14 protein-coding genes, 1 tRNA gene and 1 rRNA gene are annotated in these 15,088 nt (G+C 67.4%); 11 read left to right on the plus strand and 5 right to left on the minus strand.

Going from position 1 to position 15,088, the window contains the following annotated elements; translation table 11 throughout:
* Positions 1–114: 114 nt before the first annotated feature.
* Both rrf and ACI7YT_RS04350 read left to right on the plus strand, forming a co-directional pair.
* Positions 115–231: ribosomal RNA gene (rrf, locus tag ACI7YT_RS04345) — 5S ribosomal RNA — on the plus strand.
* Between the two features lie 89 nt (positions 232–320).
* Positions 321–671, plus strand: coding sequence for an iron chaperone (locus ACI7YT_RS04350; protein WP_406249249.1), 351 nt, complete (start codon positions 321–323; stop codon positions 669–671).
* Positions 672–708: 37 nt separating this feature from the next.
* Here ACI7YT_RS04350 and ACI7YT_RS04355 read toward each other — a convergent pair whose 3' ends face one another.
* Positions 709–1,383, minus strand: a complete 675-nt coding sequence (locus ACI7YT_RS04355) for a LysE/ArgO family amino acid transporter (RefSeq protein ID WP_406249250.1) — start codon at positions 1,381–1,383, stop codon at positions 709–711.
* A gap of 73 nt (positions 1,384–1,456) precedes the next feature.
* Between ACI7YT_RS04355 and ACI7YT_RS04360 the strand changes: the two genes are divergently transcribed.
* Positions 1,457–2,347: a LysR family transcriptional regulator ArgP gene (locus ACI7YT_RS04360; RefSeq protein WP_406249251.1), complete on the plus strand. Its 891-nt coding sequence runs from the start codon at positions 1,457–1,459 to the stop codon at positions 2,345–2,347.
* Between the two features lie 3 nt (positions 2,348–2,350).
* Here the strand turns inward: ACI7YT_RS04360 and ACI7YT_RS04365 are convergent, their stop codons facing one another.
* Positions 2,351–3,028 carry a YqaJ viral recombinase family protein gene (locus ACI7YT_RS04365; protein ID WP_406249252.1) on the minus strand — a complete coding sequence of 226 codons (678 nt, stop codon included), beginning with the start codon at positions 3,026–3,028 and terminating at the stop codon, positions 2,351–2,353.
* 55 nt (positions 3,029–3,083) lie between these two features.
* Positions 3,084–4,481 (minus strand): glucose-6-phosphate dehydrogenase, encoded by a 1,398-nt coding sequence (locus tag ACI7YT_RS04370; RefSeq protein ID WP_406249253.1) that lies wholly within the window; start codon positions 4,479–4,481, stop codon positions 3,084–3,086.
* A 265-nt stretch (positions 4,482–4,746) separates the two neighbouring features.
* Between ACI7YT_RS04370 and rplJ the strand changes: the two genes are divergently transcribed.
* Together rplJ and rplL are read left to right on the plus strand one after the other, a co-directional pair.
* Positions 4,747–5,235 (plus strand): 50S ribosomal protein L10, encoded by a 489-nt coding sequence (rplJ, locus tag ACI7YT_RS04375; protein WP_406249254.1) that lies wholly within the window; start codon positions 4,747–4,749, stop codon positions 5,233–5,235.
* 48 nt (positions 5,236–5,283) lie between these two features.
* Positions 5,284–5,667 carry a 50S ribosomal protein L7/L12 gene (gene rplL, locus ACI7YT_RS04380; protein WP_298744853.1) on the plus strand — a complete coding sequence of 128 codons (384 nt, stop codon included), beginning with the start codon at positions 5,284–5,286 and terminating at the stop codon, positions 5,665–5,667.
* Between the two features lie 64 nt (positions 5,668–5,731).
* On the opposite strand, the gene ACI7YT_RS04385 is transcribed toward rplL, so the two are convergent.
* Positions 5,732–6,730: a LacI family DNA-binding transcriptional regulator gene (locus ACI7YT_RS04385; RefSeq protein ID WP_406249255.1), complete on the minus strand. Its 999-nt coding sequence runs from the start codon at positions 6,728–6,730 to the stop codon at positions 5,732–5,734.
* Positions 6,731–6,997: 267 nt separating this feature from the next.
* Here ACI7YT_RS04385 and ACI7YT_RS04390 point away from each other — a divergent pair, with 267 nt between their 5' ends.
* The 6 genes from ACI7YT_RS04390 to ACI7YT_RS04415 all read left to right on the plus strand — a co-directional run bounded on the left by ACI7YT_RS04390 (position 6,998) and on the right by ACI7YT_RS04415 (position 14,667).
* Positions 6,998–8,323 (plus strand): ABC transporter substrate-binding protein, encoded by a 1,326-nt coding sequence (locus ACI7YT_RS04390; RefSeq protein WP_406249256.1) that lies wholly within the window; start codon positions 6,998–7,000, stop codon positions 8,321–8,323.
* 106 nt (positions 8,324–8,429) lie between these two features.
* Positions 8,430–9,569: a carbohydrate ABC transporter permease gene (locus tag ACI7YT_RS04395; RefSeq protein WP_406249257.1), complete on the plus strand. Its 1,140-nt coding sequence runs from the start codon at positions 8,430–8,432 to the stop codon at positions 9,567–9,569.
* The gene (locus tag ACI7YT_RS04400) at positions 9,566–10,522 is read left to right on the plus strand and encodes a carbohydrate ABC transporter permease (protein WP_406249258.1); all 957 of its coding nucleotides are present in this window, start codon (positions 9,566–9,568) and stop codon (positions 10,520–10,522) included. Before ACI7YT_RS04395 ends, ACI7YT_RS04400 begins: the two co-directional genes overlap by 4 nt.
* A gap of 54 nt (positions 10,523–10,576) precedes the next feature.
* Positions 10,577–11,731, plus strand: coding sequence for a cystathionine gamma-synthase (locus ACI7YT_RS04405; RefSeq protein ID WP_406249259.1), 1,155 nt, complete (start codon positions 10,577–10,579; stop codon positions 11,729–11,731).
* A gap of 346 nt (positions 11,732–12,077) precedes the next feature.
* Positions 12,078–13,307 (plus strand): multidrug effflux MFS transporter, encoded by a 1,230-nt coding sequence (locus ACI7YT_RS04410; RefSeq protein ID WP_406250489.1) that lies wholly within the window; start codon positions 12,078–12,080, stop codon positions 13,305–13,307.
* Positions 13,308–13,350: 43 nt separating this feature from the next.
* A complete protein-coding gene (locus ACI7YT_RS04415; protein ID WP_406249260.1) occupies positions 13,351–14,667 on the plus strand; it encodes a GNAT family N-acetyltransferase in 1,317 nt (438 codons plus the stop codon).
* Positions 14,668–14,983: 316 nt separating this feature from the next.
* Here ACI7YT_RS04415 and ACI7YT_RS04420 read toward each other — a convergent pair.
* Positions 14,984–15,071 (minus strand) — tRNA-Ser (locus ACI7YT_RS04420).
* Positions 15,072–15,088: the final 17 nt, after the last annotated feature.

The following is a 15,088-nucleotide window of genomic DNA, read 5'->3' on the forward strand; positions in this document are numbered from 1 at the left end:
GAATCAACGATTGATTGATTTGCTACGCGTCCACTTTGTGGTTCTCGATGTACGGTCGAGAACCCTACAGGCACCACGTGTGTCTTTAGGTTTTTGTTGAAACATCAATAGTGTTTCGGCGGCCATAGCGTGAGGGAAACGCCCGGTTACATTCCGAACCCGGAAGCTAAGCCTCACAGCGCCGATGGTACTGCAGGGGGGACCCTGTGGGAGAGTAGGACACCGCCGGACTTCTTTTAAAAAGAGGCCACTCCAATGCTGGAGTGGCCTCTTTTGCGTTAAGGCTCGCCCGCGTGCGGCCGAGATGTCAGGATGGGCCCATGGGCACTGTCGATGACTATCTCGAGACCCTTTCCGAGCCCGATCGCGTTGCCATCCAACGCGTCTACGCGCTGGCACAGGAGCTTGTGCCGGACGCCGTACAGGGCGTCGGCTACGGGATGCCGGCTCTCACGTATCGTGGACGTCCGCTGATCTCCGTCAAGCGGACGAAGACGCACTTCGGGCTCTATCCGTTCAGCGCATCCGTCGTGAGCGCCGTCTCGGCGCAGCTCGCACGCCACGTCGGCGGCAAGGGCACGATCACGTTCCAGGCGGAGGACCCGCTTTCCGGGGAAGCGCTCCGCGCGATCGTGACGGCACGGCGCGACGAGATAGACGCGCTCGGCTGACCCGGCCGCCAGGTTCAGCAATCGGCAGCGGGCGCGATCATGCAGTGAGGACCGGCAGGACGAGACTCACCGCGATGCCGACCATGACGATCGCGATCACCGCATCGAGGATCCGCCAGGCGAGGGGCGTGCGCAGCACGCGTCCCAGATAGCGGGCGCCGAATCCGAGTGCGGTGAACCACAGACAGCTCGCCGCGACCGCACCCGCAGCGAAGAGCCATCGGGCGTCGCCGTGCGTGGCGGCGATCGAGCCCAGCATGAGCACCGTGTCCAGGTACACATGGGGATTGAGCCATGTGAGCGCGAGGGCGGTCAGAACGACCGGCGACAGCGCCGTCTTCGTGGTCGCGATGCGGGTCGTGACAGCACCGGACCCGGTCTCGACTCCGGCATCCCGCTCGACTCCGTTGCCGGCATCGAGCCCCTCGCCGGTTCCGCGCCACGCTCGCCGCGCAGCGAGGAGACCGTAGCCGAGCAGGAACGCCGCACCGAGCCAGCGAGCCGCGTCGACGAGCAGAGGTGCACTCTCGAGGAGGAATCCGAGGCCGGCGACACCCGCCACGATCAGCACCGCGTCCGACGCCGCGCAGATGATCACGACGGCGAGCACGTGCTCGCGTCGGATGCCCTGTCGAAGCACGAACACGTTCTGTGCGCCGATGGCGATGATGAGCGAGAGGCCGAGGCCGAGACCGGCGAGCAAGGAGAGCATGCTTCCACGCTATGACGAGGACATCTTCAGGTACAGCGAAGATCTGTAAGGCTCCATTAGAGTGGCTAATGTGATGAGTATTCCGCTCGATGCGGCGGCGACGGTCGCCGCGATCGTCGACACGGGCAGTCTCGACAAGGCCGCCCGGGTGCTCAACGTCACGCCGTCCGCGGTCAGCCAGCGGCTCAAGAGCCTGGAAGAGCAGCTCGGACGCGTGCTCATCATCCGGGGTCGCCCTGCGACGGCGACGACCGCGGGTGAGGCGATCGTGCGTCTCGCACGCCAAGTCGCTCTCGTCGAGCACGATGCCCTGGCGGGGTTCGGGCTCGACGACTCCGCGCAGTCGCGGGTCGCCGTGCCGCTTGCGGTGAACGCGGATTCCATGGCGACCTGGTTCCTGCCCCCGCTGGCGCGGTTGGCGCGTGATCGAGGCATCGACTTCGATCTCCACCGGGACGATCAGAACTTCACGGCGCGGCTGCTCGAGTCGGGCACAGTGATGGCCGCTGTCACGTCCGAGGACTCGCCGGTCGCCGGCTGCACGGTCACACGCCTCGGCGTGCTGGCCTACGAGGCGATGGCGACGCCCGAGTACGTCGAGCGCTGGTTCGCGGAGGGGGTCACGCCGGAGGCGCTTCGTCGCGCACCGTTCGTCGACTTCGATCGGCGCGACTCGCTCCAGCACAGCTGGCTCGCAGCTCATGGTGTGGACGAATTGGGAGTCCCGCGGCACTACGTGCCGGCGTCCCACGACTATGCGCAGGCCGTCGAGCTCGGTCTCGGCTGGGGGATGGTGCCGGCGCTGCAGGCGCCGGATGCCGCGGGCTCCGGCAGCCTTCAGCGGCTGGGCGGGCAGATCGTGCGGGTTCCGCTGTACTGGCAGCAGTGGAACCTGCGTTCCGACCTGCTCGACGCGATCGCGGCGGAGATCTCCACCGAGGCGATGCGGGTCCTCGAGCGCTGAGGATCAATCCGAGAGGGCGAGGGCACGGAACATGTCCCGCTCCCTCAGAGCCTCGCGCCGGTCGTCCGCCGGTGCGGTCCTGGATGGAGGCTGCTGCCCGGTCGTGCGGTGATAGAGCTCGTCGATCAGTCGGTTCGCCATATGGACGAGTCGCCCGATCTCTTTGTCGTCACGGTCGATCCACACGCATCGGGGTTCATCGTGGATCGGCCGGAACTGGTCGTGCTCCTCCCAGACGAACAGCGTGCGGTCGGCGCCGAGCACATGCTGCTGCCACCAGACCTGACGCAGATAGGTGCGCGGGATCGTCCGCCAGTCCTTGTTCGTGGTCTTGATCTCGGCCAGCGTCACACGGCCGGTCGCATCCTCCATGATGCCGTCCGGCGTCGCCAGGTGGCGGTGCTCGAGTTCGGCGCGGAACAGCGCGGAGGAGGGCTGGATGCCGTGGGTGGCCGCCACCCAGGCGGCGATCTCTGGTTCGCGGCGTCGGCCGTGATCGGTGTAGGCATTGCCGCCGAATCGCGCGCCGTGACCGAGCTTGGAGTCGGCGGCGCGGGTGATCGACTTCTCGCCGGAGAGGCCGGCGACATCGGTCGCGGTGATCCCTCGTGCTCTGGCACGAAGCCAGGCGACGCGATCGCGGGAGTCCGCGATGATGCGCGCTTGGAGTTCGGGGGTCACCAATAGACCATAACCCCGACTGCCGACGCCGCAGGGACGACCCACCGCCGCAAGCTCAGCGCGATGTCGCCCAGGACGACGGACCCGCTGATCCCGCTTCGTATTCCTCGAGAGGCACCTCGTCGTTCTCCCAGGCGCGCGCGATCGGATCGACGATCCGCCAGCACTGCTCGGCGGCGTCGCCGCGAACCGCCAGCATCGGGTCTCCGTCCAGAATGCTGGAGAGGACTTCGGCGTATGCGCGCAACGCGCCCTCCCCGAATTCCGTGGACAGCGTCGCCCGTTCGAGCTCGAGCGGGTCAGCGGCTCCGTTGACGTTGATCTCGAGATCCATGCGGTCCGGACCGAGCCAGAAGCGCAGCTCCGCTCCGTCTGCGGTCCCCGTGAATCCGGACGGCAGATGGCGGACTGGACGGAAGCGGACTGACACGAGCTGGTGCGGGTCGCTGATGGCCTTCCCGGAGCGCAGAGTGAACGGGACTCCAGTCCACCGTGCATTGCGCACCTCGAACGTGGCCTCGGCCAGCGTCTCGGTGCCGCGCGCGGCGTCGACGCCCGGCTCGTCCGCGTAGGACGGCATCGTCGCGGTGCCCACCGTCCCCGCCGTGTAACGCGCCCGCCGCGATGCCGACGCGGGGTCGTCTTTCCACACGCGCGTGGCACGCAGCACCGCGGTGGTGGCCTCGCGGAAGTCGATCTCGTCGAGGGCGGCAGGCTCCTCCATCGCGAGCACGGCGAGCACCTGCAGCAGATGGCTCTGGATCATGTCGTCCATGGCGCCGGCGCCGTCGTAGTAGCCGGCGCGGCCTTCGAGCCCGAGGCTCTCGTCGAAGACGATCGTGACCGACTCGATGTGCTCGGCGGACCAGACCGGCGAGAGCAGTCGGTTCGCGAATCGCGCGCCGAGCAGGTTCAGCGTCGTCGAGCGCCCGAGGAAGTGGTCCACGCGGAACACCTGACGCTCGGGAACCAGCTGCGCCAGGATCGCGTTGAGTTCTGCAGCGCTGGCCTCGTCGGTGCCGAAGGGCTTCTCGAGCACCAACATCGTCCCGGCGGGGAGGTCGTCCGAGGAGAGCGACGCGCACGCCGTCGCGGCGACCGAGGGCGGTACCGCGAAGTAGAGCGCGGAGCGCTCCGGAAGCTCGCCCAGCAGCGAGCGGACCTGGTCCGGCTGCATCAGATCGCAGTGCCGGTACTCGATCGACAACTGGCCGACGGCGGCCCCGGCATCCGCGCTCGAGAACGACATCGCCACGATGTCACGCAGCTGGTCGTCGGTCCAGTCCTCGCGATCCGCGCCGATAAGGCGGATCCTGCGCGACTCCTCGATGGTGAGCAATTGGCCGAGCGCCGGGAGCAGCAGCCGTGAACTCAGATCGCCGCAGGCGCCGAAGATGACCAGGGTCGTCGCATCGTCGGAAACCGCATCTTCCAGGACCGTCTCGTCGCGCATGGGCCTCACAGTAGACGCCGGGGCCGCTCGCCACCAGACCCTCGATTTGTGGGGACGAGTTCCCCGGGGTATCCTTGTCGTAACCGAAGACCGCTGGTCATCGTCGTGCGCGAGTACGGCGATCGAAGCACTGCAATGCAGGGGCCCGCGCAGGACACGAACTGATTCAGCTCCGTGCGCTTGCGCCGGAGCTTTTTTGTTGCTGTGAAGGTCGAGGTCGGTGCCTCACCGCCGTGAGGCGCCTCGTACACACCAAGGAGTGACCATGGCGCAGAAGGATGCATCGGTCGCCGAGCTCACGAAGTCATTCGAGAACTCGTCCGCCGTTCTGCTGACCGAGTACCGCGGTCTGACGGTTGCCCAGCTCAAGGAGCTGCGCAACAGCATCCGTCAGGACGCTGAGTACGCCGTGGTGAAGAACACGCTGACCAAGATCGCCGCCAACAAGGCTGGCATCACCGCGCTGGACGACGACCTCAAGGGTCCGTCGGCCGTCGCGTTCGTGCACGGTGACTTCGTCGCCACTGCCAAGGCTCTTCGTGACTTCGCCAAGGCCAACCCGCTTCTCGTGATCAAGGCCGGCATCTTCGAGGGCAACGCGCTCTCCGCCGACGAGGTCAACAAGTACGCCTCGCTCGAGAGCCGTGAGGTTCTGCTGGCGAAGGCTGCGGGCATGATGAAGGCGACGATGGGCAAGGCTGCCGCCACCGTCGACGCTCTTCGCGCAAAGCTGGAGACCGCCGAGGCCGCGTAAGCGACCGGTGTTCTCGATCAACAAACCCCATCTATTAGGAGATACATCATGGCTAAGCTCACCACTGAGGAGCTGCTCGAGCAGTTCGCCGGCCTGACCCTCGTCGAGCTCAACGACTTCGTCAAGGCGTTCGAGGAGAAGTTCGAGGTCACCGCTGCTGCTCCCGTCGCCGTTGCCGGTGCCGCTGGTGGCGCAGGCGCTGCCGAGGCTGAAGAGGAGAAGGACTCCTTCGACGTCATCCTCGAGGCCGCTGGCGACAAGAAGATCCAGGTCATCAAGACCGTCCGCGAGCTCACCTCGCTGGGCCTCGGCGAGGCCAAGGCTGTCGTCGACGGCGCTCCGAAGGCCGTCCTGGAGGGCGCCAACAAGGAAGCCGCCGAGAAGGCCAAGGCTGCTCTGGAAGAGGCAGGCGCCACGGTTACCCTCAAGTAATCACAGCGTCTCAACGCTTCGAAAGGCCCCGGGGTTCGCCCCGGGGCCTTTCTGCGCATCCGGTTCAGGATGCCGGTGCAGCCGTCGAGTTGCGCATCACGAGAGCGGATGCCGCGGCCGCATGCTCGATCTCGGCATCCGGATCCTCCAGGCGGACCAGCAGCAGACGGACGGCCTCGCGGCCCTGCTCGCGCGGCCGCTGGCGGATCGTCGTCAGAGCGAACATCTCCGCGTCACGGTGGTCGTCGATGCCGATGACGCTCAACTGGGACGGGACGGCGATCCCGAGGCGGCGAGCGGCGATGATCGTTCCGATCGCCGCCTCGTCGCACACGCCGACAGCGGCGGTGGGACGCGAACGCCGGTCGCCGAGCAGGTCGGCCGCAGCCGCGTAGCCGCTCGACATCGTGGATTCCGCGAACGCGACCCGCGGCTCCGCGCCCGCGACCGCCATCGCGTCACGGTAGCCGGCCAGTCGCCGTTCGTCGCCGATGCTGCCGTCGCCGGATTCGAGCGTGCCGATGAACGCGATGTCCGTGTGCCCCAGATCCAGCAGATGCTCGGTCGCGATGCGCGCGACGCTCATGTCGTCGATCGACACAGCGCTGGCGCCCTCGCCGTACGGGCCGATGCACACCAGAGGGCGCTCGAGCCGGAGCAGCCGCTCGAGCTCCTGCGCACTGGGCTGGATGCCGGCGGCGATGAGTCCGTCGAATCGGCGGCGGGGGAGGACCTCCTCGAAGACGCGTGCGCGGATGCGACTGCCCTCGCGGATGTCGTACAGCGCGAGATCGAGATCGGCGTCCAGCAGCGACTCCTGGATGCCGGCGACGAGTTCGGTGAAGAACCACCGGTCGAGCGTCGGGACGATCACCGCGATGGTGCCGGTGCGTCCGGTGGCGAGGCTGGTCGCGGAGGAGTGGGCGACGTACAGGAGTTCGCGCGCGGCATCCACCACGCGCTGCCGTGTGTCGTCCGAGACGTAGCCGCGCCCGCTGAGCGCGCGACTGGCCGTCGCCTTGGACACCCCGGCCCGCGCCGCGACATCCGCGATCGTGCTCATGCGTCCTCCTCGACACCGCGCGCTCCAGCGCGCACGAAGTCGAGGATAGCCCCGCGGAGCGTGAAACGGAACCGGTTCCACACGATTGGCGCGGGAGCGCTCCCACACTCGCACGGCAACACGGGCAAAAGGTTGTCGGGTTGTGATGATTCCCCATTGTGCCGGGCGGGCTCGGGCAAGTAGGTTGGCCTGGAATCGGTTCCCGATTCGGCCGCGGACGAGACGGTCGATTCTTCTGGGGACGTGAACTCGAGGAGGAGAAATCACATGACTCTTTCGCAGCGCAAGAGGCTGATCGCGCCGCTGGCACTATTGGGGGTCGCGGGCATCGCCCTGGCCGGATGCGGCGCTCCGGGCGCGCCGACCGGCGGTGGCGGAGGCGGCGGTGGTGACGTCGACGGCGAGACCGTCACGATCTACGGCACGATCGTCGAGGCCGAGGCGGAACTGCTGCAGGAGTCCTGGGCGGACTTCGAAGAGGAGACCGGCATCGACATCAAGTACGAGGGCAGCCAGGACTTCGAGACGCAGCTCGGCACGCGCGCGCAGGGCGGCAACCCGCCGGACATCGCGATCTTCCCGCAGCCGGGCCTGATGGCGGACTTCGCGTCGCGCGACTTCCTCAAGCCCGCGCCCGAGGCCGTGGTGGAGAACGCCAACGAGTACTGGTCCGAGGACTGGGTGAACTACGGCACCGTCGACGACACGTTCTACGGCGCACCGCTGATGGCGAGCGTCAAGGGGTGGATCTGGTACTCGCCGGCGAAGTTCGCGGAGTGGGGCGTCGAGGTCCCCAAGACGCTCGACGAGCTGAACGCGCTCACCGCGACGATCCAGTCCACGTCGGGCGCCGCACCCTGGTGCGCCGGCTTCGAGTCCGGCACCGCGACCGGCTGGCCCGGTACGGACTGGATCGAGGACTACGTCCTGCGCCAGGCCGGTACGGACGTGTACGACCAGTGGGCAGCCGGTGAGGTGCCCTTCACGGACCCGCAGATCAAGACGGCGTTCGACTCGGTCGGCGAGATCCTGCTGAACCCGAGCTACGTCAACGCCGGCTTCGGCGACGTCCGCTCGATCAACTCGACCGCATTCGGCGACGTCGCACCGGCACTGGCCGAAGGCACCTGCGCGCTGACGCACCAGGCCTCGTTCCTCTCCGGCTTCTACCCGGAGGGCACGAAGGTCGCCGAGGACGGCGACGTGTGGGCGTTCATCCTTCCCGGTGAGACCGAGGGGGAGACCACGGTGACCGGTGGTGGCGAGATCGTCGGCGCGTTCAGCGACTCCGAGGCGACGCAGCAGGTGCTCGAGTACCTGTCCAGCCCGGAGTGGGCCAACGCCCGAGTCAGCCTCGGCGGCGTGGTCTCCGCCAACAGTGGCCTCGATCCCGAGAGCGCTCAGGATCCGATCCTTCAGGAGACCATCAAGATCCTGCAGGACGAGGAGACGACGTTCCGCTTCGACGCCAGCGACCTGATGCCCGGTGCCGTCGGCGCCGGAACATTCTGGAAGGGTATGGTCGCCTGGATCAACGGCGACTCGACCGACGCCGTGCTCGAGCAGATCGAGACCGGCTGGCCGAGCGAGTAATCAGTTCGACGGGCCGCCTCCGCTCCGGCGGGGGCGGCCCTCCCACACCCCGGCGTGCGCACAGTCGCTCACGCCTTCACACCTCGCGTCATGAAAAGGGGACTGCGTGAACGCGACAGAATTCTTCAGATGGGTCGGGGCGCTTCCGCCCGTTCTGCAGGCCGTGGTGGTGGTGATCGCGTTCGCCGTCGTGGTGGCGGTCATCCTGCTCCTGGTCGACATCGCACCGCGCAAGGGAACGCTGTACACGTGGATCCGCCTCGCGATGTGCCTCGTCGTCCCCTTCGCGGTGATGTGGTTCTTCAACTCCTGGTACTGGGCGATGGGCGTCGCCGTCGTGGTCGGTGCCCTGTTCTTCCTCCTTGACTATCGTTCGCGCGACGGCGCCGGATATCTGATCCAGCTGGTCGCGTTCATGGCGCCTGCGATCCTGCTGCTGCTCGTCGGACTCATCCTCCCGTCGATCCAGACGGTGTACGCGTCGTTCTGGAACTCGAGCGGCAAGAGCTTCATCGGCCTGAACAACTACATCTGGATCTTCACGCAATCCGATGGGATCACGGCCGTCGTCAACACGATCGTCTGGGTGCTCATCGTGCCCGTCGTGTCGACCCTGGTCGGCCTCGCCTATGCGGTCTTCATCGATCGGACCAGAGGCGAGAAGATCTACAAGATCCTGGTGTTCATGCCGATGGCGATCTCGTTCGTCGGCGCGAGCATCATCTGGCGGTTCATGTACGCCTACCGCGGACCCGAGTTCGAGCAGATCGGCCTGCTGAACCAGATCGTCGTCTGGTTCGGAGGCGAGCCGCAGCAGTGGCTGCTGAACGAGCCGTGGAACAACCTGTTCCTCATCGTCGTGCTCATCTGGGTGCAGACCGGGTTCGCCATGGTGGTGCTCTCGGCATCCATCAAGGGCGTGCCGGCCGAGCTGCTCGAGGCCGCCGAGCTGGACGGCGCCAACGCCTGGCAGCGGTTCTGGTCGGTCACGGTGCCCGCCATCCGTCCGGCCCTCATCGTCGTGCTGACGACGATCTCGATCGCCTCGCTGAAGGTCTTCGACATCGTGCGCACCATGACGGCCGGAAACTACGGCACCAGCGTGCTCGCGAACGAGATGTACACCCAGTTCTCGAAGTTCGAGGCGGGGCGCAGTGCCGCGCTGTCCGTCATCCTGTTCATCCTGGTGCTGCCGATCGTCATCTACAATGCGCGCCAGATCAAGAAGCAGCGGGAGATCCGATGACCGACACCGTGAAGACCGATGCGAATTCCACCCGGGCGATCACGACCGGGGGGAAGTTCGAGGCATCCGCAGGACGCACCCGCAAGCGGCTGAGCCGGCCGTGGGCGACGATCGCGTCGATCGTCATCGCCGTGCTCTGGACGATCCCGACGCTCGGACTGTTCATCTCCTCGTTCCGGCCTCGCGACGACATCAACACCTCCGGGTGGTGGACGATCTTCGCCGATCCGGAGTTCACGTTCGAGAACTACGTCGAGGTGCTGCAGTCGGGGACGACGCAGCTGACGATCCTGCAGTCGTTCGTCAACTCGATCGCGATCACGATCCCGGCCACGCTGATCCCGCTGATGATCGCGGCCATGGCGGCGTACGCCTTCGCCTGGATCGACTTCAAGGGGCGCAACGCGCTGTTCATCTTCGTGTTCGCCCTGCAGATCGTGCCGATCCAGATGGCACTGGTTCCGCTGCTGACCTCGTTCTCGAAGGGCATCAACCTCTTCGGGCTGCAGATCACAGAGTCGATCGATGCGTCGCAGGGGTACGCGCAGGTGTGGATCGCGCACACCATGTTCGCCCTGCCGCTGGCGATCTACCTGCTGCACAACTTCATGTCGGAGATCCCCGGCGAGATCATCGAGGCGGCGAGGGTGGACGGCGCATCGCGCGGCCAGATCTTCTTCCGCATCGTGCTGCCGCTGACCATGCCGGCGATCGCGTCGGTGGCGATCTTCCAGTTCCTCTGGGTCTGGAACGACCTGCTGGTCGCCCTCGTGTTCGCCGATGGCGCGGCGTCGCCGATCACGAAGGTGCTCGCCGAGATCACCGGACGCGGTGAGGGCTGGTACCTGCTCACGGCCGGTGCGTTCGTGTCGATCATCGTTCCGCTGATCGTGTTCTTCGCACTGCAGCGCTACTTCGTCCGCGGGTTGCTCGCCGGGTCGACGAAGGGCTGACCCCTGACGTAACAGGCACGGGTCGCGAAGGGGCGCCGGACGTAGGCTGTGGTCATGTCCGAGTACTCCTTCGCCACCCGTGCCATCCACGCAGGCCAAGCGCCCGACCCTCAGACGGGAGCGATCATCCCGCCGATCTACCAGGCCTCCACGCATGTGCAGGACGGCATCGGCGGCTTCCGCGGCGGCTACGAGTACAACCGGGCGGGCAACCCGACGCGCAGCGCGCTGGAGACGCAGCTCGCCGCGCTCGAAGGCGGCTCCGCCGCGCTGTCGTTCGCTTCGGGGCTCGCGGCAGAGGATGCGCTGCTGCGCGGCATCCTGAAGCCGGGCGACCACGTCGTCCTCGGCAACGACGTGTACGGCGGCACCTACCGCCTGCTGACCACTGTGCTCGCGCCGTGGGGGATCGACACGACGATCGTTGCCCTCGAGGATGCCGCCGCGATCCGTGCCGCTCTGCGCCCGGAGACCAGGATCATCTGGGTGGAGACGCCGAGCAATCCGCTGCTGAAGATCGTCGACATCGCCGCGATCGTCGAGATCGCGCATGCCGCTGGCGCCATCGTCGTCGTGGACAACACCTTCGCGTCGCCGGCGCTGCAGCAGCCGCTCGCACTGGGTGCGGACCTCGTCGTGCACTCGACGACCAAGTACCTCGGCGGTCACTCCGACGTGCTCGGCGGTGCCGTGGTGTTCGGCGACGACCGCTTCTACGAGTCGGTCAAGTTCCAGCAGTTCGCCGTCGGCGCGGTATCGGCGCCGCTGGATGCCTGGCTCACCACGCGCGGCATCAAGACGCTCGCCGTGCGGGTGCGTCAGCACAGCGAGAACGCTCAGGCGATCGCGGAATGGGCGGCGGAGCATCAGGAGTTCGAGACGGTGTTCTACCCGGGGATCGCTTCGCACCCCGGCCACGACATCGCGGCACGGCAGATGAGCGGCTTCGGCGGGATGCTGTCGCTCGCACTGACCGCCGGCCCCGAGGCGGCTCGGGCCTTCGCCGAGAGCACGACCGTGTTCCAACTCGCGGAGTCGCTGGGCGGGGTCGAATCACTGATCGGCTACCCGCCGGACATGACCCACGCATCGGTGCGCGGAACGGCACTCGCGGTTCCCGAGAACGTCGTGCGGCTGTCGGTCGGCATCGAGGATGTGCGCGATCTCATCGCCGACCTCGAGCAGGGCCTGGCCCGCATCTCGCGCTGACGCCCCCGGCCCCCGAGGCTTGGTCTGGGGGCGGTTCTCGGCCTGGTCAGGTCGGTCTCGCCCGCAAAGCAAGTCTCGCGGCCTTCGGCGCGCCCGGAGCGGGGAGTAACATGGTCGGATCGATGCACTCGAATCGATTCGATCCCCCGCGCCCCGGAAAGCTCTCTTGACCGACTCATTTCGCCACGAAACCAGCACGCCCCATACGGACCCTGAAACGACTTCTGCTCCGGCATCCGATCTCACACCCAGCGGAACGATCCGCACGATCACCGGCAGCATCCGCACCTCGACGCCCACCGGCGCCATCCGCACGCTCGGCCCGAATCCGGCGACCGCGCCGATCATGCTGCACCCCGGCGACGCCATCTCGGCGCGCCGCCGCACGATCTACATCCTCCTGCTCGGGGCGCTCACCGCTCTCGGACCGTTCACGATCGACCTGTACCTCCCGGCTTTCCCCCTGCTGGAGAGCGACTTCCAGACGACGGCGGCCGCGATCCAGCTGACGCTGACCGGTACCATGATCGGATTCGCGATCGGTCAGCTCGTCGTCGGGCCGCTCAGCGACAAGGTCGGTCGGCGCATCCCGCTCATCTCGGTGACGGCGCTGCACGTGCTCGCCAGCGTCGCCGCAGCCCTGGCTCCCGACTTCATCCTGCTCGGAACGGCCCGCGTGTTCATGGGTATCGGCGCCGCGGCCGGCGGCGTCGTCGCGATGGCGATCGTGCGCGACCTGTTCGGCGGACGCCGACTCGTGGTGATGCTGTCCCGGCTCGCCCTCGTCTCAGGCGTCGCACCCGTGGTCGCGCCGCTGCTGGGCTCCGCGCTGCTGGCGGTCATGGACTGGCGCGGCATCTTCGTCGTCCTCGCCTGCTACGGCGGGGCGATGCTCGTGTGCGGGCTGTTCCTCATCCCCGAGACGCTGCCCAAGGAGCGCCGCCAGGACCGCGGCTCGACCACCGTGCTGCAGCGCTACAAGAGCGTCTTCTCGGACCGCGTGTTCATCGGCGTGCTGGTCATCGGCGGGATGACCTTCTCCGGTCTGTTCTCCTACCTGTCGGCATCCTCGTTCCTGTTCCAGCAGACGCACGGGCTCAACGCGCAGCAGTACGGCTGGCTGTTCGCGGCGAACTCCGTCGGGCTCGTGATCGGCGTCCAGGCCGCCTCGCGCCTGGCCGCACGGTTCGGACCGCAGTGGGTGCTGGCCTTCTCGACCTCGGCGCTGCTGCTCTCCGGTCTGGCGATCATCCTGACGGATCAGCTCGGACTCGGCCTGTGGGGGACCGTGATCCCGCTGTTCGTGTTCATGACCTCGTGCGGCTTCACCTTCCCGTGCGTGCAGGTGCTCGCGCTCGACAGGCACGGCAAAGCGGCGGGGACCGCGGCATCCGTCCTCGGCGCCTGCAACAACGGGGTCGCGGCGATCATCTCCCCGGTCGTGTTCCTCGTGGCCGGCAGCGGAGACGTCACGGCGACCACGATGGCATCGGTCATGGTCGGCTGCGCTGTCCTCGGCATCCTCTCGCTCTGGCTGATCGTGCGTCCGCGCACGGTCGGGATGCTCAATCCCTGATCCGGATGCCGGCATACCCGGCGCCGCACGGCAGAATGGGCGGATGAGACGGCACTTCCTGTGGTGGGGGCTCGGCACGCTGCTCGCCGCGATCGCGCTGGGCGCGTATGTCACGATCGACGGGGGAGCCGCTGAGCCGTCCCAGCTGGACAGCTGGTGGCACGACCTCATGGTGGATGCGGCGCCGGATGCACTCGTCGCGGTGTCGCACCTGATGAACCGCATCGGCGGCGGGTGGATCGCGATCCTCGTGGTCCCCGGCATCGTCGCGGTCGGCCTGCTGATCGCGCGACGCTGGCGGTCGGCCGTGTTCGCGCTCGCCGCCTTCGCCGCCAGCGCCGTGCTGGTGCAGCTGCTCAAGGAGCTGTTCGGGCGGGCGCGCCCCGAAGACATGCTCGTCGTCAGCGACTACGGCTCCTATCCGTCGGGTCACACGGCCAACGCGGCGACGATCGCCGTGGTGCTGTGCGTGCTGTTCCCTCGGGTGTGGATGTACGCGCTCGGGGCGCTGTGGGTGCTCACCATGGCGCTGTCCAGAACCGTGCTGTCGGTGCACTGGCTCACGGACACGATCGGCGGTGCGCTGGTGGGGGCGTCAGCGGCCCTGCTGATCGCCGCGCTGCTGGTTCCGTGGGTGCGCCGCGATGCGGTGCCGATCGCTTCGGCTCAGGGCGACCGGATCCTGCCGGATAGGGTGGTTCCGGCCGGCTCCGCCGTCGGCCGTCCGCACATCGCGAAGGAGCAGCCCGTGTCACAGATCCGCCCGTATCGTCCCCAGGACCGCGACGGCCTGTTCGACGTCTGCGTGAAGACGGCGGATTCCGGAGCTGATGCGACCGGCCTGTTCTCCGACGACGAGCTGTGGGGCCTGTTGTTCGCGGTGCCGTACGCCGAGCGCGACCCCGAGCTGTGCTGGGTCGTCGAGGCCGACGACGGTCGCGTCATCGGATACATCGTCGCCACAGACGACACGGATGCCTTCGAGCAGTGGTTCCGCGACGAATGGTGGCCGCGATTCACGGATCGATTCCCGAAGCCGGTCGATGCGCAGTCGCGCCAGGAGAAGATGCTCGACTACGCGTACGGACGGGCACCGGGGCGCGAACCCAACGCGGGCGAGTACCCCGCGCACCTGCACATCGATCTGCTCCCCGAGACGCAGGGGCAGGGGATGGGGCGGCGCCTCATCGAGACGCTGTTCGCCGAGTTGCGTCGCCGCGGCGTACCGGGACTGCACCTCGGGATGAGCCCGACGAATATCGGAGCAGGGGCGTTCTACGAGCGGATCGGGATGCAGCGGTTGCCGAGTCCTGCGGGAACCGTCGAGTACGGGGTCCGGTTCGGGGAATCTGACAGCTGATCGACGGACGCGGGCCGTTCTGACGCGGGCCGTTCTGACGCGGGCCGAACGACCGACGGCTCACTTCGTGCGCCCTCGGCGTTCTGGCGTTGGCCGAAGGCTGGGGCTCACTTCATGAGCCCTCGGCGTTCTCGGCGGTGACGGCGGGATTCGGTCCCTCGTCGCCCACTCCACACGGCGCTGGGCTCGTAGGTGCGTTCCGTTGGGGGAGCGGGCGCCGCGCGGAGCCTCTGGCGTCGTGGGGCCCGGGGTATCGAAGTGCCAGCCGTCAGCGAGAAATGCCGAAGGGCCCCACTTCGTGGGGCCCTTCGGCATTTGGCGGTGACGGCGGGATTCGAACCCGCGGTTGCTTGCACAACACACGCTTTCCAAGCGTGCTCCTTCGGCCGCTCGGACACGTCACCAGGGAACAACCTGTCCA

This window comes from Microbacterium sp. M (genome assembly GCF_045181065.1).
Classification (GTDB): domain Bacteria; phylum Actinomycetota; class Actinomycetes; order Actinomycetales; family Microbacteriaceae; genus Microbacterium.